Origin of the sequence: Micromonospora sp. NPDC057141 (assembly GCF_042670805.1) — a bacterium.
Taxonomy (GTDB): Bacteria; Actinomycetota; Actinomycetes; order Mycobacteriales; family Micromonosporaceae; genus Micromonospora.
The window spans coordinates 127,144-153,229 of sequence record NZ_JBHUVA010000004.1 but is presented as its reverse complement, the minus strand read 5'-3'; the positions used below and the strand labels follow the sequence as shown (position 1 = coordinate 153,229).

The following is a 26,086-nucleotide window of genomic DNA, read 5'->3' as shown; positions in this document are numbered from 1 at the left end:
GGCGCAAGGAGGGGCCCCTTGTTAACGCCTACGGTAGAGAAGGGCACCCTTCTCACACCGGCTGCCAGGCGGGGCGGAGGCGGGGCGGGGGCGGGGCGGGGGCGGGGCAGGCGGTCAGCCCTCGCGGTGGGCCTGGATGGCGCGGCGGCGAGCCAGGCGGTGGGCGCGGCGGATCTCCGCCTCCCGGTAGCGGCGCTCGTCCTCCGGGGTCTCCGGCAGCACCGGGCGGACCGGGCGGGGCGCGCCGCCCACGTCCACCCCCACGAAGACCAGGTACGCCGTCGCGACCGCGACCGGCTCGTCCTCGGCCGAGTCCCAGCGCTCGGCGACCACCCGGACGCCCACCTCCATCGAGGTCTGCCCGGTCCAGTTCACCTGGGCGTGCGCGTGCACCAGGTCGCCCACCCGGACCGCCTCGGAGAACACGATCTCGTCGATCGCTGCCGTCACCGCCGTGCCGCCGCTGTGCCGGGCCGCCGCCGCGCCCGCCACGTCGTCGACGAACTTCATCAACACCCCTCCGTGCACGGTCCCGTACAGATTGACATCGACCGCGGTCATGATCCGACTGAGCGTGACGCGGGAGTACGACGTGGGCTTGCCCTGCGGCGAGGTGGAGGGGTGATCTGTCATGCCGGAAACGGTACGGTGCGCCAATGCGACATCTCTGGAGCTTCCTCGCCGGGCTGGTGGTAGCACCCGTCACCTGGGTGCTGCTCGCGCTCGGGCAGGACGGGTCGACCCGCACGATCACCCGGTGGGTGGAGATCGGCACGTTCAACACGGCCAACCTGATCGAGCCGGGCGTCTACCTGGCCGTCGCCGGCGTCCTGCTCGGCCTGCTCGGCACCCTGCGCGTCTCCCCGCTCGGCCCGCTGGTCGCCGGGCTGCTGCTGATCGCCCCGTACGTCGGGGTGTTCGTCGCGCCGTTCGAGGTGCGCGACCGCGTCCCGGAGGGCTGGAAGGCGCTGGGCGACCCGCTGCCGCTGTTCCTGCCCGTGCAGAACGGCACGCTCTTCCTGGTCGGCGCGCTGCTGCTGATGGCCACGTTCAGCGGGCAACGGTGGCGGCGCTGGCCCCGGCCGGCGACCGGGCCCGCGTCGGCACCGGCGCAGCAGCCGGAGGACGGCAACACCTTCACGCTCACCGACTGGCCGTCGGCGGGCAGCGCCGCGGAGCGGGACACCGCCCCGCTCACTCTGGGCTACCCGGACCAGCAGCCGCCGGAGCCGCTGCCCCGCCGCACGGGCGGGGAGTCCCCCTGGTCGGCCCCGCCGCGCCGGCCCGAGGACACCACCACCGAGCTGCGCTGACGTCGAGACCGCCGTCGGGCACGGGGGCGCGGTGAGGGCTTCCCCCCGGACACCGCAACCCCGTGCCCGGCACGCCGCGCACCCTGGGCCCCGTGCCCGGCACCCCGCACGCCGCACCCCGGGCCCCCGTGCCCGGCACCCCGCGCCCCTCGCCCGCCGGCCGGACCCGACCCGAAGACGGGGCCGACGGGTCAGCCGCGCAGCAACTGGCGGGCCATCACGATGCGCTGGACCTGGTTGGTGCCCTCGTAGATCTGGGTGATCTTGGCGTCCCGCATCATCCGCTCGACCGGGTAGTCGCGGGTGTAGCCGTATCCGCCCAGCAGCTGCACGGCGTCGGTGGTGATCTCCATCGCCGCGTCGGAGGCGAAGCACTTGGCCGCCGCGCCGAAGTACGTCAGGTCGGCGTCGCCCCGCTCGGATTTTCCGGCGGCGGCGTACGTCAACTGGCGGGCCGCCTCCAGCTTCATGCCCATGTCGGCGAGCATGAACTGGATGCCCTGGAACTCGGCGACCGCCTTGCCGAACTGCTTGCGCTCCTGCACGTACCCCTTGGCGTAGTCGAGCGCGCCCTGGGCGATGCCGACGGCCTGCGCGGCGATGGTGACCCGGGTGTGGTCGAGGGTCTTCATCGCGGTGGCGAAGCCGGTGCCCTCCGCGCCGATCATGCGGTCGGCGGGGATGCGGACGTCGTCGAGGTAGACCTCGCGGGTCGGCGAGCCCTTGATGCCGAGCTTCTTCTCGGGGGCGCCGAAGCTGACGCCCGGGTCGGACTTCTCGACCACGAACGCCGAGATGCCCCGCGAACGGGCTGTGGGATCCGTCACGGCGAAGACGGTGTAGAACTCCGAGACCCCGGCGTTGGTGATCCACCGCTTCACGCCGTTGAGCACCCAGTGGTCGCCGTCGCGGACCGCCCTGGTGGTCATCGACGCCGCGTCGCTGCCGGCCTCCGGCTCGGACAGGCAGTAGGAGAACATCGCCTCCCCGGCGGCCACCGGGGTCAGGTAGGCGCGCTTGAGCTCCTCGGAGCCGGCCAGGATCAACGGCATCGTGCCCAGCTTGTTCACCGCCGGGATCAACGAGGACGAGGCGCAGGCCCGGGCGACCTCCTCGATCACGATGGCCGTGGCCAGGGCGTCCGCCCCGGCGCCGCCGTACTCGACGGGGATGTGCGGGGCGTGGAAGTCGGCGGAGCGCAGCGCGTCGTAGGACGCCTTCGGGAACTCACCCGCCTCGTCCGCCTCGGCGGCGTGCGGCGCCACCTTGGCCGCACAGACCTCACGCACCGCCTCCCGGACCGCCTCGTGCTCCTCGGGCAACCGGTAGACGTCGAACGACTGCTCTGCGGCCATGTCGGCCCCTCCCCTTCACGGCTATCATGCCCAGTCTGTAGCGTCTCGGAACCGCCGACCGCGCAGACTGAAGGATAGCGACCAGCGCTCGGTTGATCCTTACCGCCGCGTAGGCTCGGGCCTGACCGAGGCGTCGACGCGACACGGCGCGCGGAGGTCGACGCGGCACGGCGAGCAGAAAACGACACAATTCCCCTTCGGTGCCGGCCAGGCGCCGCAGCCGAATGCGACGCGAGGAAGCGCCGCCAGCGCGAGCGGAGAAGACAGGCGTGACGATCCCGTACCCGAACACCCAACCGATGCCGGCCATCGCAGCGGTGACGCCGCCCTCGGGCGCGGCCCGCCCCCGGGTCACCTTCCTCGGCACCGGGTACCTCGGTGCGACGTACGCCATCTGCTACGCCGAGCTGGGCTACGACGTGCTCGGCTTCGACGTCGACGCCGACAAGATCGCCAAGCTGAACGCGGGCGAGGTGCCGATCCACGAGCCCGGCCTCGACGAGCTGCTGCGGCGCAACCTGGCCGCCGGCCGGCTGCGGTTCAGCACCGACATCGCCGAGACCGCCGGCTTCGGCGACGTGCACTTCATCTGCGTGGGCACCCCGCAGCGGGCCGACGGGATGGGCGCCGACCTGTCGTACGTCGAGGCGTCCGTCACCAGCCTCGCCCAGCACCTGACGCGCAAGGCGCTGATCGTCGGCAAGTCCACGGTCCCGGTGGGCACCGCCGAGTGGGTGGAGCAGCTCGTCGGCAAGCACACCCCGGCCGACCTGGGCGTCGAGGTGGCGTGGAGCCCGGAGTTCCTCCAGGAGGGCTTCGCCGTCGACGACGTGCTGCGCCCCAACCGGATCGTGGTCGGCGTCAAGAGCGACTGGGCCAACGGCATGCTCTACGCCGCCCACAAGGGGGTCTTCGACCTGGCCGCCACCGAGGACCGGGAGGTCCCGCTGGTGGTCACCGACTTCGCCACCGCCGAGCTGGTCAAGGTCGCCGCGAACGCCTTCCTGGCCACCAAGATCTCGTTCATCAACGCGATGGCCGAGGTGTGCGAGGTCGCCGGCGGCGACGTCACCCAGCTGGCCAAGGCCATCGGGTACGACCCCCGCATCGGCAACCGGTTCCTCCAGGCCGGCCTCGGGTTCGGCGGCGCCTGCCTGCCCAAGGACATCCGCGCCTTCCAGGCCCGCGCCCAGGAGCTGGGGGCCGGCGAGGCGCTGCGCTTCCTGCACGAGGTCGACCTGATCAACCTGCGCCGCCGGACCCGGGTGATCGCGCTCGCCGCCGAACTGCTCGGCCGTCGTGCCGGCCCCGCCGGCCCGGACCTGTCCGGCACCCGGATCGCCGTGCTCGGGGCCACGTTCAAACCCAACACCGACGACGTACGCGACGCCCCGGCGCTCGCCGTCGCCGGGCTGCTCGGCAAGGCCGGGGCGGACGTGCACGTGTTCGACCCACAGGGCGCCGAGAACGCCCGCCGGGTGGCCCCCGAGCTGACGTACGAGTCCACGATGGCCGACGCGGTGACCGGGGCGGACCTGGTCTGCGTGCTCACCGAGTGGGCCGACTTCCGCAACGCCGACCCGGTGGCCCTCGGCGAGCTGGTCGCCGGCCGCCGCGTGGTCGACGGCCGTAACTGCCTCGACGCGACACTGTGGACCCAGGCCGGCTGGGAGTACCGGGGCATGGGCCGCCCCTGACTCCGACCCGACACCGGTGACGGCCGGCCGCGGACCTCGTCCGTGGCCGGCCGTGCGCCTTTCGTCACCGCCGAACCGCCGACAGGTGTCGAAATCCGCGCCGGCTCAGGGCATGCTGCGACAGTGGTAGTCCACAGTGCGGGCCGGCCGGGTGGAGGGGTGTCGTGCAGACCTTTCAGTGCTCCTCGTGCAGTCGGGAGATCAAGCCGGCCGCCCAGTGCCCGCACTGCGGCGCGCACCAGCCCCAGTGGGCCGGGCACCTCGCGGAGGTCGAGCGCTCGATCGCGGAGATGAAGGCCCGCGAGGCCGCCATCGCCGCCGAGCAGCGGCAGATCGCCGCGAAGATGCAGTCCGCGCTCTTCCAGCGGGACATCCTGACGCACGCCGGCGAGGAACGCCTCAAGCAGGCCGCCCGCCCCCGGCGGGTGCTGCGCCGCCGCCCCGGCCGCCGCCCGCCGACCGCGACCACCGGCGCGCCGCCCCGGGTGCCCCGCCAGGGCGCCGCCCCGCCCCCGCCGCAGGATCCGCCCCCGCCGCAGTCGGCGGCCCGCTGGCTGGACGCCGACGACCCCGAGCACCCGCCGGAGGCGTCGTCCCGGGAGGTGCAGAACATCCCCCTCGGGCTGGGCGCGCTGCTGCTCGCCGTGGCCGCGGTGGTCTTCGCCCTGGTGGCCACCAGCTCGATGGACGCCCTGTCCCGGCTGGGCGTCCTGCTCGTCGCCACGGTGCTGCTCCTGCTCGCCCCGCCGGTGCTGGCCCGGCGCGGGCTCACCTCGACCGCCGAGACGATCTCCGCCGTCGGCCTGCTGCTGGTGCCCCTGGCCGGGTACGCGCTGTGGGCGGTGGACCTCATCGGCGGCGGAGGCGCGTCCGGGGCCGTCTTCGCCGGGGTGATCTTCCTGGTCACCGCCGCCGTCGGGTTCGGCTACGCCCTCTTCACGGGGCTGCGTGCGCCCCGCTTCGCCACCGTGCTGGCCGCGCAGCCGGTGCTACCGCTACTGGCGTACGACCGGGTGTCCGGGCCGGCCGGCTGGGCCCTGGTGCTGACCGTGGTCGCCGTGGTCGACCTCTGGCTGGCCCGTTCCCCGGTGACGGTGGAACGGCCGGTGCGGCAGGACCTGCCGGGCGGCCGGCTCGGCCCGCCCGCCCCGCCGCCCCGGCGGCCCGCCGACGGCCGGCCCGCCAGGGACGACCGGCCCACCGGGGACGCCGGGGAGGACCAGCCCGCCCGGGGCGGTCTGGGGAGCGCAGGCGGTCGCGGCAGCGCGGAGGGCCGGCCGGAGGGCGACCCGGAGGAGGCCGGCGAGGTGCTCGACGCCTCCGGCGGCGTGCCGCCGAACCGCCCGGTGCCGGCCCTGCGCGAGCTGACCTGGCTGCTGCACGGCGTGGCGGTGGCGCTGGCGTTGGCGTACGCGGTGACCGCGCTGCTGCGCGCCGCCACGGTGCCGACGGCGGCCGGGGCGGGCGCGGTGCTGCTGCTGGCCGCCCTGGTGGGGTTGGGCGGCGCGCTGGTGCTGCGCCGGCCGCCACTGCCGGACGTGGCCGCCGGGGTGCTCACCCTCGCGGTGATCGGGGCGCTGGGCCGGGTCGCCTCGGTGGCCTTCCCCGGCCGGGCCCTGCTGCTCGTCGCCGCCGTCATCACCCTCACCGGGCTGGCGGTGCGGGCCCTGCCGGAGGCCGCGCGGCGCGGCCCGCAGCTCGCCTCGGCGGCGGCGCTCACGGTCAGCGGCCTGGTGGTGGCCGTCGGCGCGCTGCGTGCCGGGCTGGCCCCGGCCCGGGCGGCCACTCCGGCCTGGGCCGCCGACCTCGACCGGTACGCCGCCGCGCTCGCCGCCTCCGTCGGCCCGGCGGCCTGGCAGCTCGCCGCCAGCGCCTTCCTGCTCACCGTCGCCGCCGTGCTGGCGCTGCCCCCGCAGATCCGCCGCGAGTTCGCGGTGGCCGGGGCGGCGCTGACCGCGCTCGCCGTCCCCGCGTCGTTCGGCCTGGGCTGGGCGGCGGCGCCGTGGCCGATGGTGCTCACGGCGGTCGGCATCGGCGTGGTCGGGCTCACCGCCACGACGACCCGGGCCGCCACCGTGCACGCGGCCGCCGCCGCCGTGGTCGGCCTGCTCGGTGCGGGCGCCGGACTGGCCCGGCCCGCGCTGACCGCCGCCGTGCTGCTCGCCCTCTTCCTGGCCGGCGCGCTGGTCGCGGTGGTGCCCCGGATCCGGATGATTCCCGCCGCCGCGGACGTCGTCGCCAACTGGGCCGCCGGTGGGGCGGCGTTCGCGCTGCCGGGGGCGGTCGCCGCGTTCGTCGCCGCGACCGTACCGACCGACCCGACGCCGACCCCGGCGAGCCTGCGCGTGGCCACCGTGCCGGTGCTGGCGGCGAGCTTCCTCGCGGTCTGCGTCACCCTCGGCCACGCCGCCCTCGTGCAGGTCTCCGAGCGGCGCATCCCCACGCCGCTGGCGCTGGGCACCGGGCTCGGGGCGCTGGTGGTGACAGCCGCCGCGTTCACCGCGCCGGGGGCCACCGCCGCCGACGCCTGGGTGGGCGCGCTGCTGTTCGTGGCCGGCCTGTTGGTCTTCCTCGCCACGTCGATCGACGCGGGGCGGCGCGCGGACCTGACGCTCGACGGCTCCGACCTGGCCACGGCGGCGGTCACCGCGGCGCTGGTCGCGACCCTGGTCCGGGTCGCGGCGGTGCTCACCCCGGGCGGGCAGCTCGTGGTGGCCGCCGCGCTGGTGGCGGTCGTCGCGGCGGTGGCACGGGCGATGCCCGAACAGTGGCGGCGCGGGCCGATCCTCGGCCTCGCCGTCGGCGGCGCCCTGATCGGGCTGATCGCGGGCTGGAGCGCACTGCGTGGCGGCTGGGGCGTCCTGGCCACCCCCGGACCGATCTGGGCGGGCGACCTGGCCGGCTGGCCGGCCGCGCCGACCGGCGGGTCCACCTGGCAGGCGCCGGTCGCCCTGGCCCTGCTCGGCGTCGCCGCCGGGGTGCTGCTGCCGCATCCCTGGAAACACGACGTCTCGGGCGCGGCCGCCGTGCTCGCCGCCATCGGCCTCCCGGCTGCCTTCGACCTGCCCTGGTGGTCCCCGGTGCCGGTCGGCCTGGCGGTCGCCACGGCCTTCGGCACGGCCGCCGCCGCGGCGCTCGACCCGCGCGCCGGGCTGTCCCGGGCCACCGTGGCCGGAGCGGTCGCCCTGCACGCGGCCGGCGCCGGGCTGGTCCGGCCGTGGACGACCGCGCTGGCGCTGGGCGGCATCGCGCTCATCGGCGTGGTCGTGGCGGCCCTGTCCCGGGTGTTCGCCGCCCCGCTGGTGGACGACGTCGCCGCCGACGGGATGCCGCCGCACCTGGTGCAGGTCGGCGGGATAGCGACCGGGGCCGCGCTGCTCGCGCTCCCCGGCGCGGTGGCTGCCCTGGCCGCCGATTTCGGCCGGTCGCCCGAGGTGGTGCTGACGGCCGCGTTGGCCGCGTCGAGCCTGGGCCTGGCCGCGGTCGCCGCGGTCCGCCGGCAGGTCCCGCAGTACCTTCCGTACGCCAGCGCGGCCGTCGTCGGCGGCGCGACCGTCAGCGCCGTCGCCGCCATCGTGGCCGGCCTGCCCTCCGGTGTGTACGCGGCAGCCGCCGCGCTGCTCGGGGTGCTCGCCGAGCTGGTCCGCGCCTCGACCGTGCCGCCGGCCGGCTCGGCGCAGCCGGTCCGGCGCTGGACGGTGCTGCTCGACGGCGCGCTGCGCCGGGCCCCCGACGACGACGACGGGACGGCGGTGCGCTGGCGGGTCAGCCCGGCGGCCGGGGCGCTGGCCGCCGCGGCGCTGCCCGTCGCGCTGGCCGTGTTCTCGCTCGCGCCCGCGCTGGAGGTGGCGCTGGTCGAGCCGTACCGGGCGCTGGGTCGGGTGTGGCAGGGGCCGCCGCCCGAGCTGCTCGTCCCGCCCGCCGGGGCGGTCGACCCGACGCACGTGCTGACCGCCCTGCTGCTCACGCTGACCGCGGCGCTGGCCGCCGTCGGGCTCAGCGGCGGGCGACGGTCGAGGGCGGTGCCGGTGGTGCTGCCCGGCGCGGCGGTGACCCTGCTGATCACGCCCACCGCCCTGGGGCACGGCTGGCCGGTGAGCGTGCTGGCCGCGTTGTCGGTGTTCACGATCTCCATGCTGGGGCTGGCGCTCAGCCCGCCCCCGCCGCTCGCGGAGCGGGCCCGGTCGCTGCGTACCGCACGGGTGTTGGTCTTCGTGATCGGCCTGGCCGGGGGCGGCGCCGGGCTGCTGGGGAGCCTGGCCACCCGGGAGCTGACCCTGTTCACGCTGGGCGGGGCGGTCGGTGTGGGCGTCGTCGCCGCCCTGCACGGCACCACCCAGCGGGCCCGCATCCTCGGCTGGTTGTTCGCCTCGCTGACGGCGCAACTGTTCGTGCTGGTCGTCGGCCTGGTGGCGGGCCTGGCCGCGGTCTGGTCCGCGTTCGGGGTGCTGGCCGTCGGGGCGGCCCTGCAGGTGTTCGCCGCGACCCTGCCCCGGCTGCGCCGGCCGGAGGCCCGGAGCGAGGCGGCCACGGTGGAGTGGAGCGGGTTCGCCGCTGCGCTGATCGCCCTGGCGCTGGCCTTCGACTCGCCCCGGCACATCGCCGCGCTGTTGGCCGCCTGGGGCGCCGTGCTCGGGGTGGCGGCGGCCCGGCCCGGCCGCCGGCCGGTGGAGCGGCGGATCCTGTTCTGGGCGGTGGTGTTCTGCGAGATCGTCGCCTGGTGGATCCTGATGCGGGTCGCCGACGTGGCGCTGCCGGAGGCCTACACTCTGCCGTTCGCGGCGCTGGCCCTGCTGGTCGGGGTGCTGGAGCTGCGGCACCGGCCGGAGCTGTCGAGCTGGGTGGCGTACGGGCCGGCGATGGTGGCCGCGTTCGTGCCGACCCTGGCGATCGTGCTGGCCACCGACTCCAGCATGCTGCGGCAGGTGCTGCTGCTGCTCGGCGCGGTGGCGGTGCTGATCTTCGGCACCACCAGCCAGCAGCAGGCCCCGGTGATCGTCGGCGCGACGGTCACCGCGATCGCGGCGGTGCACGCGCTGTTCAGCCTCGGCCCCTGGCTGGTGCTGATCCCGGTGGGTCTGGTGCTGCTGATCCTCGGCGCGAGCAACGAGCGTCGCCGCCGCGCGCAGGACCGCCTCCAGACGGCCCTGCGCGGCATGCAGTGACGGTCAGGTCAGGGATGCTCGCAGGGCGGCTTCCTTGTCGGCGACCAGTTGCTCCAGGCTCGCCTGGTAGGCCACCATGCGCGCCCGCAGTTCCTCGTCGGTGGCCGCGAGGATGCGGACGGCGAGCAGCCCGGCGTTGCGGGCGTTGCCGATCGACACGGTGGCCACCGGCACGCCGGCCGGCATCTGCACGATGGACAGCAGCGAGTCCATCCCGTCGAGGTGCTTGAGCGGCACCGGCACGCCGATCACCGGCAGCGGGGTGACCGAGGCGACCATGCCGGGCAGGTGGGCCGCCCCGCCCGCCCCGGCGATGATCACCTTGAGGCCCCGGTCGGCGGCGGTGCGACCATACTCGATCATCTTGCCGGGGGTGCGGTGGGCGGAGACGACGCCGACCTCGTAGCCGACCCCGAACTCCGCGAGGGCCTCCCCGGCGGCCTTCATGGTCGGCCAGTCCGAGTCGCTGCCCATGATCAACCCGACGGTGGTCATGCCGGCGTCCCTTCCGTCAGCCAGTGGGCGGCCCGGGCGGCCCGCGCCCGTACGTCCGCCAGGTCGTCGCCGAGCACCGTGACGTGCCCGATCTTGCGGCCGGGGCGCACCTGCTTGCCGTACAGGTGGACCTTCGCGCCCGGCTCGGCGGCGAAGAGGTGGTGCAGCCGCTCGTCGACGGAGATCCCGCCCGGCTCCCCGCCGAGCACGTTCGCCATCACCACAGCCGGGGCGGTGAGCGACGTGTCCCCCATCGGATAGTCGAGCACGGCCCGCAGGTGCTGCTCGAACTGCGACGTGCGGGACCCCTCGATCGTCCAGTGCCCGGAGTTGTGCGGGCGCATGGCCAGCTCGTTGACCACCAGCCCGGTCGGGGTCTCGAACAGCTCCACGGCGAGCAGGCCGACCACGCCGAGCGCGGTGGCCAGGTCGATGGCGAGCTGCTGGGCGGCCACGGCCAGCGCCTCGGGCAGGCCCGGCGCGGGGGCGAGCACCTCGACGCAGATGCCGCCGACCTGCACGGTCTCCACCACCGGGTACGCGGCGACCTGCCCGAACGGCGAGCGGGCCACCTGCACGGCCAGCTCCCGGCGCAGCGCGACGCGCTCCTCGACGATCAGGCGGGTGCCGCCGGCGAGCAGCGTGGTCGCCAACTCGGCGGCCTGCGTGGCGTCGTCGACGAGCCAGACGCCCCGGCCGTCGTAGCCGCCCCGGGCCGCCTTCAGCACCACCGGCCAGCCCTGCGCGTCGCCGAAGGCGACCAGGTCGGCGGCTGCGGTGACCGGCCGCCACACCGGGTTGGGCGCGCCCAGCTCGCCGAGCCGCTCCCGCATGATCCGCTTGTCCTGGGCGTGCAGCAGGGCGTCGGCCGGCGGGAAGAGCTTCACCCCCTCGGCGGCGAGGACGCGGATGTGCTCCGTCGGCACGTGCTCGTGGTCGAAGGTGACCACGTCGCAGCCCTTGGCGAAGGTGCGCAGCGCGGCGAGGTCGGTGTGGTCACCGTACTGGACGTCGGCGGCGACCAGGGCCGCGCCGTCGTCCGGGGCCTGCGCGAGCACACGTAGCGACTGACCGAGGGCGATCGCGGCCTGGTGGGTCATCCGGGCCAGCTGGCCGCCTCCCACCATGCCGACAACAGGCAGACCGGTTCGGGTATCCATCTCGCGGGCCAGCCTAGCGGCGGCCCGACCGCGCCCGATCCGGGGGCGGCACGATCCACCGCCCCGGTGACCGGCACCGCCGCCCGCAGGGTGAAAGGGGTACCTCGCTGTACCGAAGGCGTTAACAGGGGACCCTTCCTTACAGCTGGGCGAGGAGGTCGTCGACGGTGGTCACCGGGCGTTGGCAGACGAACCCCCGGCAGACGTACGCGGTGGGCACCCCCTCGTGCATCGGCCGGTCGGCGAGCAGCGGCACGCCCGGCTGGTCGGGGCGGCCCGCGACCAGCACCGCGCCGGGCGGGGCGTGCCGGTACGCGGCGGCGACGAGCGGGTCGCCGGCCGGATCGCCGGTCACCACGGCGATCTCGTACGGGCCGGACAGCAGCGCCTCGCCGGCCGCCGCCGCGTACCCGGTGAACCGGGCGTGCCGGGCGACGATCGGCGCGACGGTGGCGAGGGCGGCCTCGGCGGCCTCCCGGTAGCGGGTCTCCCCACTCAGGGCCGCGTACGTGACCAGGGCGGCGGCGATCGCGGACCGGCCGGACGGGGTGGCGTTGTCGGTCGGGTCGGCCGGCCGGGCGACGAGCTGCTCGGCGTCGTCGGCGGTGTCGTAGAAGCCGCCGCCGGGGGCGGCGAACCGGGCCAGGGCGGTGTCCAGCAGGCCGCCGGCCAGCTCCAGCCAGCGCCCCTCGCCGGTGAGCTGGTGCATGGCGCAGAACGCCTCGGCCACGCAGCCGTAGTCCTCCAGCACGCCGGCCGGCTCGCCGACCACGCCGTCGCGGGAGACCCGGCGCAGCCGGCCGTCGACGAGGTGCACGCGGGCCAGGTGTTCGGCGGCCTCCCGCAGCGCGCCGTCGGCGACGATCGTGACGCCCTCCAGCAGGTTCGCGTCGGCTTCCTCGCCGCCGACACCGACTGCCTCGACGAGGCGGACGAACTCGGCGAGCGCGGTGATCGCCAGCCCGTTCCAGGCGGCCACCACCTTGTCGTCGCGGGCCGGCTGGGGGCGGGTGTCCCGGGCCGCGAGGAGCCGCCCGACGACGTCGCGCCAGCGGCCCCGGATCGCCGGGTCGGCGTCGTCGACGTCCCGGGCCAGCCGCAGCACGCTCGTGCCGTGCTCGAAGCTGCCCGATTCGGTGACCGCGAACAGGTCGGCGGCCCAGCGGCCGTCGTCTTCGCCCAGCACCTCGACGAGCTGGGCCGGGGTCCACGCGTAGGTCAGCCCCTCGACGCCCTCGGTGTCGGCGTCCAGGGCGGAGGCGAAGCCCTCGCCGGGCTTGTGCAGCTCGTCGGCGAGGAACCGGGCGGTGTCGCGGGCGACGCGCCGGGCCAGCGGGTCGCCGGTGAGCCGCCACAGGTGGGTGTAGACGCGCAGCAGCAGCGCGTTGTCGTAGAGCATCTTCTCGAAGTGCGGCACCGTCCAGTGCCCGTCCACCGAGTAGCGGGCGAAGCCGCCGGCGAGCTGGTCGTGGAGCCCGCCCCGGGCCATCGCCTCGGCGGTGTGCCGGGCGATCTCCAGGCTCTCGGCGGAGCCCGTGCGCTGGTGGTGGCGCAGCAGGAAGAGCAGGTTCAGGTGCGGCGGGAACTTCGGGGCCCCGCCGAAGCCGCCGTTTTCCCGGTCGTACTCCCGGCCGAGCTGGGCGGCGGCGGCGTCGAGCAGCTCGGCGGTGAGCGGGGCGGTCGGGCCGCCGACGGCCTGCGCGCCGCCGATCGCCTCGACCACGGCGGCGCCCTGTTGCAGCACGGCCTCGCGCTGCTCCCGCCAGGCGGTGCCGACGGACTCCAGCAGCCGGACGAAGTTGGGCTTCGGGAAGTAGGTGCCGCAGAAGAACGGGGTGCCGTCCGGGGTGGCGAAGACCGTCATCGGCCAGCCGCCCTGCCCGGTCATCGCCTGCGTGGCGGTCATGTAGACGGCGTCGACGTCGGGCCGCTCCTCGCGGTCCACCTTGATCGCCACGAAGCCGTCGTTGAGCAGCTTGCCGACGGCCTCGTCCTCGAACGACTCGTGCGCCATCACGTGGCACCAGTGGCAGGCCGCGTAGCCGACGGAGACGAGCACCGGCACGTCGCGCCGCTTCGCCTCGGCGAACGCCGCGTCGCACCACGGCCACCAGTCCACCGGGTTGTCGGCGTGTTGGAGCAGGTACGGGCTGGTGGCGCTCGCGAGTCGGTTCACCGGTCGACCATATCCACCGCAGGTTCCACCGCGCGGCGGACCCGCGCCGGCCGGCCGGAGGTCTTTCCCCATTCACGTTCATGCATTTGGATCTGTGCATGCCCGGCGACGGTCGCCGGCCCCGCCGAGGAGGCACGCATGCGCCGATCCCGCCGATCCCTGTCCGCGCTCATGTCCGTCGCGGTGGTCGCGGCGCTGGTCGCCGCCGGCCCCGCCGAGGCCGCCGTCGACCCAGGGGCCCGGCTCTCGGCGACCACCACGGTCGGCACCCACAACGCGTACGACAAGGGGACGTACGACTATCTGGCGCAGGCCCTCGACGCCCGGCCGGGGATGATCGAGCTGGACGTCTGGCCCGACATCGTCGCCGACCAGTGGCGGGTCAGCCACTCCAACCCGCTCGGCAACAACAACAACTGCGTCGCTGCCACCAGCGCCGCCCAGCTCTACACCGGCACCCGCAACAAGAACCTCGAACACTGCCTCGACGACATCCGGCTCTGGCTGGCCGCTCACCCCGACGCCGGCCCGCTGCACCTCAAACTGGAGCTGAAGACCGGCTTCAGCGGGCGTACCGGGCAGGGGCCGGCGCAGCTCGACGCGCTGCTCGCCGCCCGGCTCGGGTCGGCCGTGTTCCGCCCCGCCGACCTCCTGGGCGGGCACGCCACCCTCGACGCCGCCGCCCGCGCAGACAACTGGCCCACCCGGCAGCAACTCGCCGGCCGGGTCGTCGTGCACCTGATCCCCGGCACCGTCGAGGAGGGCAACCCCACCGACAAGCTGTGGACCGACATCGAGTACGCCCAGCACCTCGCCACGCTCGCCACCGCCGGCACCCTCGGCTCGGCGCAGGCGTTCCCGGCCGTGCACCGCGCCCAGGCCGGCGATCCCCGCACCCGCTACGCCGACACCGCCCTGCGCCCCTGGTTCGTCGTCTTCGACGGCGACGCGTCGGCGTACGTCACCGGCGGCATCGACACCGCCTGGTACGACACCAGCCACTACCTGCTGGTGATGACCAGCGCACAGAACGTCCCCCCGGCAGTGGGCGACACCGACCCCGACGCGGCGACGGCCCGGGTGGCGCAACTGGCGCGGGCGCACGCGAGCGTCGCCTCGGCGGACTGGGCAGCCCTGCCCAGCGTGGTCGACGACGTCCTGCCGCGCGGCTGACCCACCCGCGCTTGCCGGACACGCCCCCACCGCGCGCCGATCTTGCACTTTCGGCCCCTCAGATAGGCGCTTCACCCCTTTTGTCAGGGCCGCAAGTGCAAGATCGGCGAAACAGGCCGAAGATACCTTGCCCCTCCGACCCCACACGCGTTCGGGCCTACAGCGGTCGACCTGGCCCGGGTCGCCGCCGCCCTCGACCTGGGCAACGCACACGACGCGGTCACCTGGCACGAGAAGACCACCAAACGCGACATCTGGCGGTGGCTACCGGTCGAACACCGCGCCGCGCACCTGCTCGACGCTGCCCGCGCCTACCTCCAGACCGACGACCCGACCAACGCCGGCCGGGCCCTGATAGCTGCCGACCGCACCGCACCGGCCGAGGTACGCCAGCGCCCCGCCGCCCGGAACATCGTCGCCCAGGTAGCCCGCGATCCGCACGCCCCGGCCACCATCATCCAGCTCGCCATCGCCCTCGGGGTGACCTGAGCATGACCGCGCCGTTCCTGTCCCTGGCCGAGATCCGCGACCAGCTCGTCCTCCGCGCCGCTAAGGCACCATCCAGGACATCAGCGGCGTGGCCTGCAATCCGACCAGCAGACCATCAGGGCCAGCAGCAGCACGCTCCAGCCGCGCATCTGCCGGAACAGGTCGCCCTCCCGTCCGGTGAGCCCGACGGCTGCGGCGCTCGGCGCTTCTTCCAGGTTGCCCAGCCCGTCGCGAGGTTGCCCGGACGGTCGCCGGACTGGGCACGTGGGAAGAAGCCACCGCGCCCCGGGCCACCTACCGTCTCCTCATGATCCGCGCAGGCAATGCCGTGGTGCTGGGTGCGAGCATGGCCGGGCTGATCGCCGCCCGGGTGCTCAGCGAGGCGTACGACACCGTCACGATCGTCGACCGTGACCCACTGCCGGAGGCCGCGCAGCCTCGGCGCGGGGTGCCCCAGTCGCGTCAACTGCACGTCCTGCTGGCCCGGGGGCGGCAGGCCCTGGACGAGCTGTTCGACGGCCTCAGCGACGAGCTGAACGGTTGCGGGGCGCCGCTGGTCGACCTCAACGACCAGGTGCACTGGTGCAACGACGGCTACCGGATGCGCCGCACCCCGTCCCAGCTCGTCGGCGTGGGGGTCAGCCGCCCGCTGCTGGAGCACACCGTGCGGGCCCGGGTACGCAAGCTGGCGAACGTCCGGTTCTGCCCGCCCGCCGAGGCGACCGCCCTGCTGGGCACCGGGGACCGCCGCCGGGTCACCGGCGTCCTGGTGACGCCGCCCGGCGGGGCGGCCTACCGGCTCGACGCCGACCTGGTGGTCGACGCCTGCGGCCGGGCGTCGCGCAGCCCGGCGTGGCTCACCGCGCTCGGCTACCCGACGCCGCCGGAGCAGCGGGTCGCGGTCGACGTCACGTATGTCACCCGCAACTACGAGCGCGACCCCCGCCACCTCGACGGCCTCCTCGGCGCGCTGACCAACGCCGTTCCGGGGCGCCCGCGCAGCGGCATCGTCGCCGCTCAGGAGGACGGCCTCTTCAGCGTGGTCCTCAGCGGGGTGCTCGGCGAGCAGCCACCGCTGGACGACGAGGGCTACGCGCGGTTCGCCGAGTCGCTGGGCGTGCCGCTGATCAGCCAACTGGTACGCGAGGCCACCCCCGTCGGCGGGCCGGCCAGCATGCGTTACCCGGCGAGCCTCCGGCGGCGCTACGAGCGGCTGCGCCGCTTCCCGCTCGGCTACCTGGTGTTCGGGGACGCCCTGTGCAGCTTCAACCCCCTCTACGGTCAGGGCATGACGGTCGCGGCCACCGAGGGCCTGCTGCTGCGGAGCCTGCTGGCGGGCGACCGGGACCGGCTGTGGCGGCGGTTCTTCCGTGGGGCCAGCAGGCTGATCGACGGCCCGTGGTCCATCACGGTCGGCACGGATCTCCGTTTCCCCGAGGTACGGGGGCGCCGGACGATGCGGGTAAGGCTCGTCAACTCGTACGTGCACCGGCTCCACGCCGCCGCCCGCACCGACGCGGTGCTCGGCACCGCGTTCCTGCGGGTCCTCAACCTCGTCGACCCGCCGCACCGGCTGCTGCGTCCGACGATCGTGCGCCGGGTGCTGCGCGGCGGCGACCCCCGGACCGCGCGCCACGGCCGGCCCGGAGCCGACGGGGCGGCCTGATCCGGGCCGCCGCCGGCCGCGCGGTCAGGAGGCGCCGTCGGCGCGCAGCGGCACGACGTTGGCCTGGGACGTGTCCACCAGCGACCCGAGCACCGCGCTTATCTTGTCCGCCGGCATCGGCTTGAAGAAGTGGTACCCCTGGGCGGCCGTGCAGCCCAGCTCCGCCAGCGCGAGCCGCTGCTCGGCGGTCTCCACGCCCTCGGCGACCACCCGCAGGCCCAGCTCGTGGGCGAGCCCGACGGTGGCCCGGACGATGGCCGCCGCCTCCGGCGAATCCGCCATCCGGATCACGAACGACCGGTCGACCTTCAGCTCGTCCACGGCGATGCGGGTCACGAACGCCAGCGACGAGAAGCCGGTGCCGAAGTCGTCCACGGCGAGCTGCACGCCCATCGACCGCAGCGTGGCCAGCACCTCGTCGATGACCTCCAGCTCGCTCATCACCACCGTCTCGGTGATCTCCAGCACCAGCCGGTGCGGCGGCACCTGGTGGCGGCGCAGCGCCTCGCCGATCTCGGCCGGCAGCCGGGGATCGAGCAGGCTGCGGGCGGAGAGGTTCACCGAGATCGGCACGTCCAGGCCCGTGCGGGCCCACTCGGCGGCCACGGTGAGCGCCTTGTCCAGCACGTAGCGGGTGAACGTGCCGAGCTGCTCGCTGTTCTCCACGGGGCGGATGAAGTCGCCGGGGCCGAGCCAGCCCCGGCGCGGGTGCCGCCAGCGGATCAGCGCCTCCACCCCGGTCGGCGCGCCGGTGGCGAGGTCCACCGCCGGCTGGAGGGCCAGCACCAGCTGGTCGTCGGCGGCGAGGGCCTCCCGCAGCTCCGCGAGCAGCGCGAGCTGGTCGGTGCTCGCGGCATCCTTCGAGCTGTCGTACGCGGCGACGCTGCCGCCGCCCTCCTTCGCCTGGTACATCGCGATGTCGGCCCGGCGCAGCAGCTCCGTCAGGTCGGCGGTGCCGGCGTCGGCCACCACCACTCCCACGGACACCTCGACGGACATCCGCACCCCGGCCACCTCGGTCGGGGCGGCGAGCCGCTCGGCGATCTCCCGGGCCTGGCGCAGCGCGTACGCCATGGGCGCGGTCCGGGCACCGAGCACCGGGACCGACGTCAGCAGCAGGGCGAACTCGTCGCCGCCGAGGCGGCCGAGCAGGTCGCCGGAGCGGGTCAGCGTGCCGAGCCGGTTGGCGGTCAGCCGCAGCAGCTGGTCGCCGGCGGCGTGCCCGAGGGTGTCGTTGACCTCTTTGAACTGGTCGATGTCGAGCAGCAGCAGGGCCACAGGGTGGTCGTGTGCGCGCTGCCGCAGCGCCTGGTCGCCCTTGCCGAGCATGGCGGCCCGGTTGAGCAGGCCGGTCAGCGGGTCGTGCACCGCCTCGTACGACGAACGGGCCGTGACCAGGCGCAGCTCGCGGTGGGTGGCGGCGTCGTGCAGGGCGGCGGCGAGGGCGTCGGAGTATGCGGCGGCGGCGTCCTGCTCGCGGGCGTTGGGCGGCGCCGAGCGGGGGAAGCGGACGCGCAGCTCGCCGACCCGGGTGGTGCCGACGGTCAGCGGGCGGACCAGCTCGTGCGGGCCGGCGGCGGAGCCGGTGGACGGGTCGATCTCGCGGTCGGTCACCCGGCCGCCACTGTCGCCCCGGTAGCGTCGCCACCGGCCGTCGCCCCGCGCCACGTCGACGTCGACCAGCTCGGCGCCGAAGAGGGTCAGCGCGCCGGTGACCGCCGCGGTGGCCACACCCCGCTCGTCGAGCTGGTTGAGCGCGGCGGTGGCCTCGGCGAAGGCCCGCCAGGTGCGCCGCTCCTGGTCGGCCCGCAGCCGGTGCCGGTAGGTCTGCTGGAGCAGCCAGAGCACGGGCGGGAACGCGAGCAGCCAGCGGGCGTCCAGCTCCAGCAGCGCCACGGCGGCCAGGCCGACGGCCACGTTCCCGACGAACATGAGCTGCTTGCCGCGGAGCGCGGCGAGCAGCGGCGGGCCCATCGGCACGCCGTGCCGCAGGGCGACGGCGACCCCGCCGAGCCAGGCGGTGGCGAGCAGGTACGTCACCGAGCCGGCCGCCAGCGCCAGCGCCAGTTCCGGGGTGGGGGTGGCGAGCAGGGGCGCGCCGAGGGCGCTGGTGACCGCGACGGCGAGGGCGGTGGCGGCGCTCAGCGAGGCGGCGATGCGGACGGTTTCCAGCGGCGGCTGGCGGTCGGCGGTCAGGGAGAGCAGCGCCCAGGCCAGCCCGGCGCCCACGAGTGTGGCGGCCGGGAGCCAGCCGGCGGGAACCAGGTAGAGGCCGACGACGAGTGCCGCCTCGCCCCAGGTGGTGCTGACCATCCCGGAGGCGGTGCGGAACCGTAGCCGGGCGAGCTGGGCGACCACGACGACGGCGACGCCGATGCCGAACCGGGCGGGTGCCGGGAGCGGGTCGTCGGGCGGCAGGTGGGCGGGGAGGGTGAGGCCGATGCCGGCGGCCACGAGGGCGGTGAGCGCCACGGCGACGGTCAGCGCGAGGCCGCGGTGCGGGGTGCTCCGCTCCGCCGGCAGGTCGAGGTCGGCGGCGGCCCGCTCCGGCAGGTCGAGCGGATCGTCGGCCCTGGCGGAGGTCACCGACCTCCCCCGTCCACAGGTCGCCGCACCGCACAGAAGGCAGCCGGGCACCGCACGGCACGGTGGGCAGCCGGTCGCCGCACCGCACAGCGGGCAGCCGTCGCTGACCCGGTCATCGGTGCCCCCTCCCGCGCGCGGCCCGGGGACTTTTGGTCCCCCGGCGGAAGGCTAAGCCAAAGCCGGGGAGCGCAACAGGGGGCGACGGCCGGCTTCGGCGTGAATCACGCCCCGATCACCCGTTTCCGTGCTGCTGGGGGCCCTTCGGGGCGGTCGAGCGTGAGTCATGCCCCAAGGTCCCGTCTGTCGGATCGACGACTGTGGCGTCGGCCCGCCCCGCCTCGGTGGCCGCCTGCCCACCCCCGACGGCGGCGTCCACCCGGCCCGCGTCGGCGGGCTCGCCGGGCGCGGGGAAGTGGTCGGGCAGGCGGCGCAGCCGGGAGTTCATGTTGCGGATGAGCAGCACGGTGGCGGTGCCCAACAGCACGATGAGGAAGAGGCCCATCGGACCGGCCAGGCCACCCGTGCGGGTGTCACCGAAGTTGTTCTGCGCGAGCACCTGGGCGGCGGTCAGCATGGTGTTCCTCCGGATCGTGGCAGGACCCCAGGGTAGCCCGGCGTCGGATCGGTGGGTACGGCCGGTACAGGGGACGTGCCGCGCGCAGCAGGCACGCCCCCCACAGCAGGCGTGGGCCGCTCAGCAGGCGTGGGCCGTCTCGCGGACCCCGGCGAAGAGGTCGGACTCGGGCAGCGGGCTGTCCACCACCGAGCGGGCGAGCTGGAAGTCCTCCGTGGGCCAGGCCTGCCGCTGGAGCTCCATCGGCACGTGGAACCAGAAGCCGTCCGGGTCGATCTGGGTGGCGTGGGCGCGCAACGCGTCGTCGCGGACCGGGAAGTAGTCGGCGCACTCGACGCGCGTGGTGATCCGGGGGCCCTTGTCGGGACGGTCGGCCCAGCGCTTGAGCCACTCCTCGTAGGGCGACGCGAGGCCGGCGGCGAGCATGCCCTCGTGCAGCGCCAGGATCTTGCCCTTGGAAAAGCCCACGTCGTAGTAGAGCTTGAGCGGCTGCCAGGGCTCACCGAGGTCGGGGTGGCGCTCCGGGTCGCCGGCGGCGTCGAACGCGGCGACGGTGATCTTGTGGGTCATGATGTGGTCGGGGTGCGGGTAGCCACCCTCCTCGTCGTACGTGGTGATCACGTGCGGACGGAACTGCCGGATCAGCCGCACCAGCGGACCGGCGGCGACCTCGACGTCCTGGCCGGCGAAGCACCCCTCGGGCAGCGGCGGCAGCGGGTCGCCCTCGGGCAGCCCGGAGTCGACGAAGCCCAGCCAGGCCTGCTCGACGCCGAGGATGGCGCGGGCGGCGTCCATCTCGGCACGGCGGATCTCGGCGATGTTGGCCCACACGTCCGGCCGGTCCATCTTCGGGTTGAGCACGCTGCCGCGCTCACCACCGGTGCACGTCACGACCAGCACGTCGACCCCCTCGGCGATGTATTTCGCCATGGTCGCGGCACCCTTGCTCGACTCGTCGTCGGGGTGCGCGTGGACGGCCATGAGACGCAGCTGCTCTGCCACTTGCGGCGCTCCTCGTCTGTGCCAACCGGCGCTGCCTGCCGGCGTCGCCCGCCGGCCTGTCATCCTTACCTCAGCAAAGGTGACTGAGGACTCGTCCACGAACCGGCGCCGGGCTGGAAAGATTGGACTCTGCCATTCTTGCCGATGGGGCCGACAACAACGCCAGGAGACCGCCGCCGGTGACCGAGACGCACGCCACAATCACGCCGGGTGCGCCCGCGTTCCCGCCGGGCCGCTACGGCCGGCGCCGGGAGCCGGGACGCCGCCGGCCGGCGCTGCTCGCGCTGCTCGCGACGGCTCTGGTGGCCGCACTCGGGCTGGCGGCGTTCAGCATGTACGGCAAGTACGGCGACCCCGCCTACGACGCCCAGGTGATCACCTACACGGACATCACCGATTCCCAGGTGGTGGTCGACTTCCGGGTGACCGTCCCGGTGGGTGGCTCGACGACCTGCGTGCTGCGGGCCCGCTCGCACGACGGGGCGGAGGTGGCCCGTGAGGAGGTCACCGTGACCGCCCGGCCGGGCGAGTCCCAGGCCGCAGCACGACATCGCCTGGCCACCACCGCCCGACCTTTCATCGGTGAGGTGGTGCGCTGCCGACAGGCCGACTGAGCTGCTGAAACGCCATTTCGCCACGCGCACCGCGGTCTCGCCACCGGCACCCGCGGTGATCGTCCGCACCCGGACGGGCACGGCACTGGTAACTTGGTAGTTCACCCGTCAGCCAGTCCGCACAACCGAGGAGATCGCCTGTGTCCAACAACGGAAACGAGGCGCCCGCCACCTGGCTGTCCCAGGACGCGCACGACCGCCTCCAGGCTGAGCTCGACGAGCTGATCGCCAACCGGCCCGTGATCGCAGCCGAGATCAACGCGCGGCGCGAGGAGGGCGACCTCCGGGAGAACGGCGGCTACCACGCGGCCCGCGAGGAGCAGGGCAAGCAGGAGGGGCGGATCCTCTACTTGAAGGAGCTGCTCCGCACCGCCAAGGTCGGCGGGGCGCCGAGCGCCGACACGGTCTCCCCCGGGATGGTCGTCACGATCTACTTCGACGACGACACCGACGACACCGAGACCTTCCTGCTCGGGTCACGCGAGATCTCCTCGACCACGGAGCTGACCGTCTACAGCCCCGAGTCGGCGCTGGGCAAGTCGATCCTGGGCACCCGGCCCGGCCAGACGGTGACCTACACCGCGCCGAGCGGCGCGGACATCAAGGTGACGGTGGTCAAGTTCGAGCCGTTCACCGGCTGACCGGCGCGCCGACCCGAACAACTGTCAGGAAGGGCCCCTTGTACAACGGAATGCGTTAACAAGGGGCCCTTCCTTGCACCGTCAGCGGTCGGCGGCGAAGACCACCTGATAGCCGCTGGCCCGCAGGGCGCTGATCAGCGTGTCGGAGTGCTCGACGCCGCGGGTCTCCACCGACAGCGCCACCTCCACCTCGCCGAGCCGCAGGTGCGGGTTGGCCCGCTGGTGCTCCACGTCGACCACGTTCGCCCGGTGCTCGGCGATCTCGCTGAGCAGCGACGCGAGCTGCCCCGGGCGGTCCGAGCAACGCACCGTCACCCGCAGGTAACGCCCGGCCGCCGCGAGCCCGTGCTCGATCACCCGCAGCATCAGCAGCGGGTCGATGTTGCCGCCGGAGAGCACCGCCACCACCGGCGTGGAGACCTCCACCACGCCGGCCAGCAGCGCCGCCACCCCGACCGCGCCGGCCGGCTCGACCACCTGCTTGCCCCGCTCCAGCAGCATCAGCAGCGCCCGGGAGATGTCCTCCTCGGAGACCGTGACGATCTCGTCGACAAGCTTGCGGACGTGGCTGAAGGTGATCTCCCCCGGCCGGCCCACCGCGATGCCGTCGGCGATGGTGCTGAACGCCGGCAGCCGCACCGGCTCGCCGGCCGCCAGCGAGGGCGGGTACGCCGCCGCGCCCGCCGCCTGCACCCCGACCAGCCGCACGTCGGGCCGCAGCGCCTTCGCCGCCACCGCCATGCCGGAGATCAGGCCGCCGCCGCCGACCCCGGTGACGATCGTCTTCACGTCGGGGCACTGCTCCAGGATCTCCAGCGCCACGGTGCCCTGCCCGGCGATCACGTCCGGGTGGTCGAACGGGTGGATGAGGATCGCCCCGGTCCGCTCGGCGAAGGTCTGCGCCGCGACCAGCGACTCGTCGACGGTGTTGCCCATCAGCTCGACCTGCGCGCCGTACCCCTTGGTGGCGGCGACCTTCGGCAGCGGCGCGTTCACCGGCATGAAGACCGTCGCGTGCGTGCCGACCAGCCCGGCCGCGAGCGCCACCCCCTGGGCGTGGTTGCCGGCGCTCGCGGCCACCACGCCCCGGTCGCGCTCCGCCGCCGACAGCCGGGAGATCCGCACGTACGCCCCGCGCACCTTGTACGAGCCGGCGCGCTGCATGTTCTCGCACTTGAGCCAGACCGGCCCGCCGAGCGCGGCGCTCAGCGGGCGGGAGGGCTCCAGCGGGGTGGTGCGGGTGACGCCGACGAGCAGCTCCCGCGCGGCGCGCACCTCGGCGAGGCCGACCAGTTCCGTCATGCCCCGATCGTGCCACCACCGGCACCGCCCGGCGGCGGCGACACCGGCCGCTACCTGCGGCTACGAGCCGATCACGCCGGGCCGGGCGATCACGCGACGGCCGGTGACCCCGTGCCGACGCGGGGGTAGCCGGGGGCGTGCCGCGCCCACGGGGCCTGCATCTCGAACTGACCCGCGACGCCGAGCAGCAGCAGCTCCGAGCCGGGCGGGCCGACGAGTTGCACCGCCACCGGCAGCCCGTCGGGGCGGCGGCCCACCGGCACGACGATCGCGGGCAGGCCGGCGATGTTCCACGGGGCCGCGTACGGGGCGTAGCGGATGCTGGCCTTCATGTTCGCCGCCCAGGACCGGCCGGACCAGCCGGCGGCCTCCGGCGGCGCCCCGGCCAGCGCCGGGGTGAGCAGCAGGTCGACCGAGTGGTCGGCGAAGAAGCCGATGGACCGCTCGCGCCAGGCGGCCCGGTCGGACTCGCGGACGTACCCCCGGCGTTGCGCCCACTCGCCCAGCGCGACGTGCCGGCGGCTGCGCCGCTGCAGCCCGCGCGGGTCTAGCCCGGCGGCCCGCACGTCGGCGGCGGCAGCGGCGAACCAGGTGGCGATGCCGGCCAGGCCGAGGCGGGTCGGGTAGACCGGGTCGGCGGGGACGGTGTCGTGGCCGGCGGCGGCGAGCAGCCGGCCGGCGGCGGCGACCGCGTCCCGGTTCGGCGCGTCCGGGGCGACGCCGCGCACCGGGGACCGCAGCGACACGCCGACCCGCAGCCGCTGCGGCGGGACCAGCTTCTCCTGCGGCCGGCCGGCGAGCACCTGGAAGCCGACCGCCGCGTCGGCGACGGTGGACGTCAGCATGCCGTGCTCGGTGAGGCCGAACCAGTCGTCGGCGCCGAGCTGGCACGGCACCACGCCCCGGCCCGGCTTGAGCCCGACCAGCCCGCAGCAGGCCGCCGGGATGCGGATCGAGCCGAGGCCGTCGTTGCCGTGCGCCATCGGCACCAGCCCGGCGGCCACCGCCGCCGCCGCACCGCCGGACGAGCCGCCGGGGGTGCGCCGGGGATCCCACGGGTTGCGGGTGACCGCGCTCGCGTCGTCGGTGAGCGCCCACAGCCCCAGCTCGGGCATCCGGGTCACCCCGAGGATCACCGCGCCCGCGCCGCGCAGCCGCCGGACCACCTCGTGGTCGGCCTCGGCCACGGCGCTGCGCACCGCCGCCGAGCCGTGCCAGGTGGGCAGACCGGCGACGGCGGTGTTCTCCTTGACCCCGACCGGCACCCCGGCCAGCGGGAGGTTGGCCAGCTCCTCCTGCTCGTCGACCTTCTCCGCCTCGGTGATCGCCTCCCCGCCGCGCACCGTGCGGAACGCGGCGAGGTCGGCGTCGGCCCGGGCGATGTGGTCGAGGTGGTCGGCCACGACCTGCGTGGCGGAGACGTCACCCCGGCGTACGCCGCGGGCGATCTGCTTCGCGGTCGCGCCCACCCAGGTCGTCGGCATGATGTCCTGCACGGCCATCCTCCCCAGCCACGGTCAGCCCAGCGCCTGCTCCAGATCGGCGAGCAGGTCGTCGACCGTCTCGATGCCGACAGACAGTCGCACGAGATCGGCGGGAACTTCAAGCGGCGAGCCGGCGGCACTTGCGTGTGTCATCCGGCCCGGGTGCTCGATCAGGGACTCCACCCCGCCGAGAGACTCGGCGAGCACGAACAGCTTGGCCCGGTTGCAGATGTCCACGGCGTGCTCCTCGCCACCGGCCGCCCGGAACGAGATCATGCCGCCGAAGCGGCGCATCTGCTTGGCGGCCACCTCGTGACCGGGGTGCGACGGCAGGCCCGGGTAGATCACCTGACCCACCTTCGGGTGCCCGTCGAGGTGGGCGGCGATCCGCTCCGCGTTGTCGCAGTGCCGGTCCATCCGTACGCCGAGGGTCTTGATGCCGCGCAGGGTCAGCCACGCGTCGAACGGGCCGTTGACCGCGCCCATCGCGTTCTGGTGGTAGCGCAGCTCCTCGCCGAGGCCCCGGTCGGCGGCGACCAGCGCACCGCCGACGACGTCGGAGTGCCCGCCGACGTACTTGGTGGTGGAGTGCACCACGACGTCCGCGCCGTGCGTGATCGGCTGCTGGAGGTAGGGCGAGGCGAACGTGTTGTCGACCACCAGCAGCGCGCCGGCGTCGTGGGCCACGGCGGCCAGGGCGGCGATGTCGGCGATGCCGAGCAGCGGGTTGGTCGGTGTCTCCAGCCACACGATCCGGGTGACGCCGGGGCGGATCGCGGCCCGCACGGCGTCGACGTCGGAGACCTTCGCCGGGGTGTACGCCAGCCCCCACCGCTCGGCGACCTTCGCGAACAGCCGGTACGTGCCGCCGTACGCGTCGTCGGGGATGACCACGTGGTCGCCCGGCTTGCAGACGGTACGCAGCAGGGCGTCCTCGGCCGCGAGTCCGCTGGCGAAGGCCAGCCCGACGGGGCCGCCCTCCAGCGCGGCGAGGCACTCCTGGAGCGCGTCGCGGGTGGGGTTGCCGGAGCGGCTGTACTCGTAGCCCTGCCGGGGCGCGCCGACGGCGTCCTGGGCGTACGTGCTGGTCTGGTAGATCGGTGGGATCACCGCGCCGGTGCGGGCCTCCGGGTCCTGTCCGGCGTGGATCGCGAGCGTCTCGAAGCCGTGGTTCATGCCGCAGACGTTAGCCGG

At 74.9% G+C, this 26,086-nt stretch carries 19 protein-coding genes; 7 read left to right on the top strand and 12 right to left on the bottom strand.

What is annotated here, in order from left to right:
• Positions 1-114: 114 nt before the first annotated feature.
• Positions 115-633 carry an acyl-CoA thioesterase gene (locus ACFT41_RS05270; RefSeq protein WP_377584314.1) on the bottom strand — a complete coding sequence of 173 codons (519 nt, stop codon included), beginning with the start codon at positions 631-633 and terminating at the stop codon, positions 115-117.
• A gap of 23 nt (positions 634-656) precedes the next feature.
• Here ACFT41_RS05270 and ACFT41_RS05265 point away from each other — a divergent pair, with 23 nt between their 5' ends.
• Complete coding sequence (locus ACFT41_RS05265) at positions 657-1,313, top strand: hypothetical protein (RefSeq protein WP_377584317.1); 657 nt, start codon at positions 657-659, stop codon at positions 1,311-1,313.
• A gap of 191 nt (positions 1,314-1,504) precedes the next feature.
• On the opposite strand, the gene ACFT41_RS05260 is transcribed toward ACFT41_RS05265, so the two are convergent.
• Positions 1,505-2,668: an acyl-CoA dehydrogenase family protein gene (locus tag ACFT41_RS05260; RefSeq protein ID WP_377584319.1), complete on the bottom strand. Its 1,164-nt coding sequence runs from the start codon at positions 2,666-2,668 to the stop codon at positions 1,505-1,507.
• Between the two features lie 269 nt (positions 2,669-2,937).
• Here ACFT41_RS05260 and ACFT41_RS05255 point away from each other — a divergent pair, with 269 nt between their 5' ends.
• Complete coding sequence (locus tag ACFT41_RS05255) at positions 2,938-4,365, top strand: UDP-glucose dehydrogenase family protein (RefSeq protein WP_377584322.1); 1,428 nt, start codon at positions 2,938-2,940, stop codon at positions 4,363-4,365.
• A gap of 164 nt (positions 4,366-4,529) precedes the next feature.
• Positions 4,530-9,530: an SCO7613 C-terminal domain-containing membrane protein gene (locus tag ACFT41_RS05250; protein WP_377584325.1), complete on the top strand. Its 5,001-nt coding sequence runs from the start codon at positions 4,530-4,532 to the stop codon at positions 9,528-9,530.
• A gap of 3 nt (positions 9,531-9,533) precedes the next feature.
• On the opposite strand, the gene purE is transcribed toward ACFT41_RS05250, so the two are convergent.
• From purE to ACFT41_RS05235, 3 genes are all read right to left on the bottom strand, one after another.
• Positions 9,534-10,025, bottom strand: a complete 492-nt coding sequence (gene purE / locus ACFT41_RS05245) for a 5-(carboxyamino)imidazole ribonucleotide mutase (RefSeq protein WP_377584328.1) — start codon at positions 10,023-10,025, stop codon at positions 9,534-9,536.
• Positions 10,022-11,185, bottom strand: a complete 1,164-nt coding sequence (locus ACFT41_RS05240; RefSeq protein WP_377584331.1) for a 5-(carboxyamino)imidazole ribonucleotide synthase — start codon at positions 11,183-11,185, stop codon at positions 10,022-10,024. Before ACFT41_RS05240 ends, purE begins: the two co-directional genes overlap by 4 nt.
• A 139-nt stretch (positions 11,186-11,324) precedes the next feature.
• The gene (locus ACFT41_RS05235; RefSeq protein ID WP_377584334.1) at positions 11,325-13,361 is read right to left on the bottom strand and encodes a thioredoxin domain-containing protein; all 2,037 of its coding nucleotides are present in this window, start codon (positions 13,359-13,361) and stop codon (positions 11,325-11,327) included.
• A 138-nt stretch (positions 13,362-13,499) separates the two neighbouring features.
• Between ACFT41_RS05235 and ACFT41_RS05230 the strand changes: the two genes are divergently transcribed.
• Positions 13,500-14,534 carry a phosphatidylinositol-specific phospholipase C domain-containing protein gene (locus ACFT41_RS05230; protein WP_377584337.1) on the top strand — a complete coding sequence of 345 codons (1,035 nt, stop codon included), beginning with the start codon at positions 13,500-13,502 and terminating at the stop codon, positions 14,532-14,534.
• 264 nt (positions 14,535-14,798) lie between these two features.
• Here the strand turns inward: ACFT41_RS05230 and ACFT41_RS05225 are convergent, their stop codons facing one another.
• Entirely contained in the window at positions 14,799-14,975 is a 177-nt protein-coding gene (locus tag ACFT41_RS05225) for a hypothetical protein (protein WP_377584339.1), read from the bottom strand.
• A 355-nt stretch (positions 14,976-15,330) separates the two neighbouring features.
• Here ACFT41_RS05225 and ACFT41_RS05220 point away from each other — a divergent pair, with 355 nt between their 5' ends.
• Positions 15,331-16,689, top strand: a complete 1,359-nt coding sequence (locus ACFT41_RS05220; RefSeq protein WP_377584341.1) for an FAD-dependent monooxygenase — start codon at positions 15,331-15,333, stop codon at positions 16,687-16,689.
• 24 nt (positions 16,690-16,713) lie between these two features.
• Here the strand turns inward: ACFT41_RS05220 and ACFT41_RS05215 are convergent, their stop codons facing one another.
• From ACFT41_RS05215 to mca, 3 genes are all read right to left on the bottom strand, one after another.
• Entirely contained in the window at positions 16,714-19,212 is a 2,499-nt protein-coding gene (locus ACFT41_RS05215; protein WP_377584411.1) for a putative bifunctional diguanylate cyclase/phosphodiesterase, read from the bottom strand.
• A 295-nt stretch (positions 19,213-19,507) separates the two neighbouring features.
• Complete coding sequence (locus ACFT41_RS05210) at positions 19,508-19,849, bottom strand: hypothetical protein (protein ID WP_377584344.1); 342 nt, start codon at positions 19,847-19,849, stop codon at positions 19,508-19,510.
• A gap of 120 nt (positions 19,850-19,969) precedes the next feature.
• A complete protein-coding gene (gene mca / locus ACFT41_RS05205; protein WP_377584346.1) occupies positions 19,970-20,851 on the bottom strand; it encodes a mycothiol conjugate amidase Mca in 882 nt (293 codons plus the stop codon).
• 179 nt (positions 20,852-21,030) lie between these two features.
• Here mca and ACFT41_RS05200 point away from each other — a divergent pair, with 179 nt between their 5' ends.
• On the top strand, positions 21,031-21,465 hold the full coding sequence (locus ACFT41_RS05200; protein WP_377584349.1) for a DUF4307 domain-containing protein: 435 nt from the start codon (positions 21,031-21,033) through the stop codon (positions 21,463-21,465).
• Positions 21,466-21,605: 140 nt separating this feature from the next.
• Positions 21,606-22,106 carry a transcription elongation factor GreA gene (greA, locus tag ACFT41_RS05195; protein ID WP_377584351.1) on the top strand — a complete coding sequence of 167 codons (501 nt, stop codon included), beginning with the start codon at positions 21,606-21,608 and terminating at the stop codon, positions 22,104-22,106.
• Positions 22,107-22,187: 81 nt separating this feature from the next.
• Here the strand turns inward: greA and ilvA are convergent, their stop codons facing one another.
• The 3 genes from ilvA to ACFT41_RS05180 all read right to left on the bottom strand — a co-directional run bounded on the left by ilvA (position 22,188) and on the right by ACFT41_RS05180 (position 26,068).
• Positions 22,188-23,408, bottom strand: a complete 1,221-nt coding sequence (ilvA, locus tag ACFT41_RS05190) for a threonine ammonia-lyase (protein WP_377584354.1) — start codon at positions 23,406-23,408, stop codon at positions 22,188-22,190.
• An 89-nt stretch (positions 23,409-23,497) separates the two neighbouring features.
• Positions 23,498-24,910 (bottom strand): amidase, encoded by a 1,413-nt coding sequence (locus ACFT41_RS05185; protein ID WP_377584356.1) that lies wholly within the window; start codon positions 24,908-24,910, stop codon positions 23,498-23,500.
• A 15-nt stretch (positions 24,911-24,925) separates the two neighbouring features.
• Positions 24,926-26,068 (bottom strand): cystathionine gamma-synthase, encoded by a 1,143-nt coding sequence (locus tag ACFT41_RS05180; protein WP_377584358.1) that lies wholly within the window; start codon positions 26,066-26,068, stop codon positions 24,926-24,928.
• Positions 26,069-26,086: the final 18 nt, after the last annotated feature.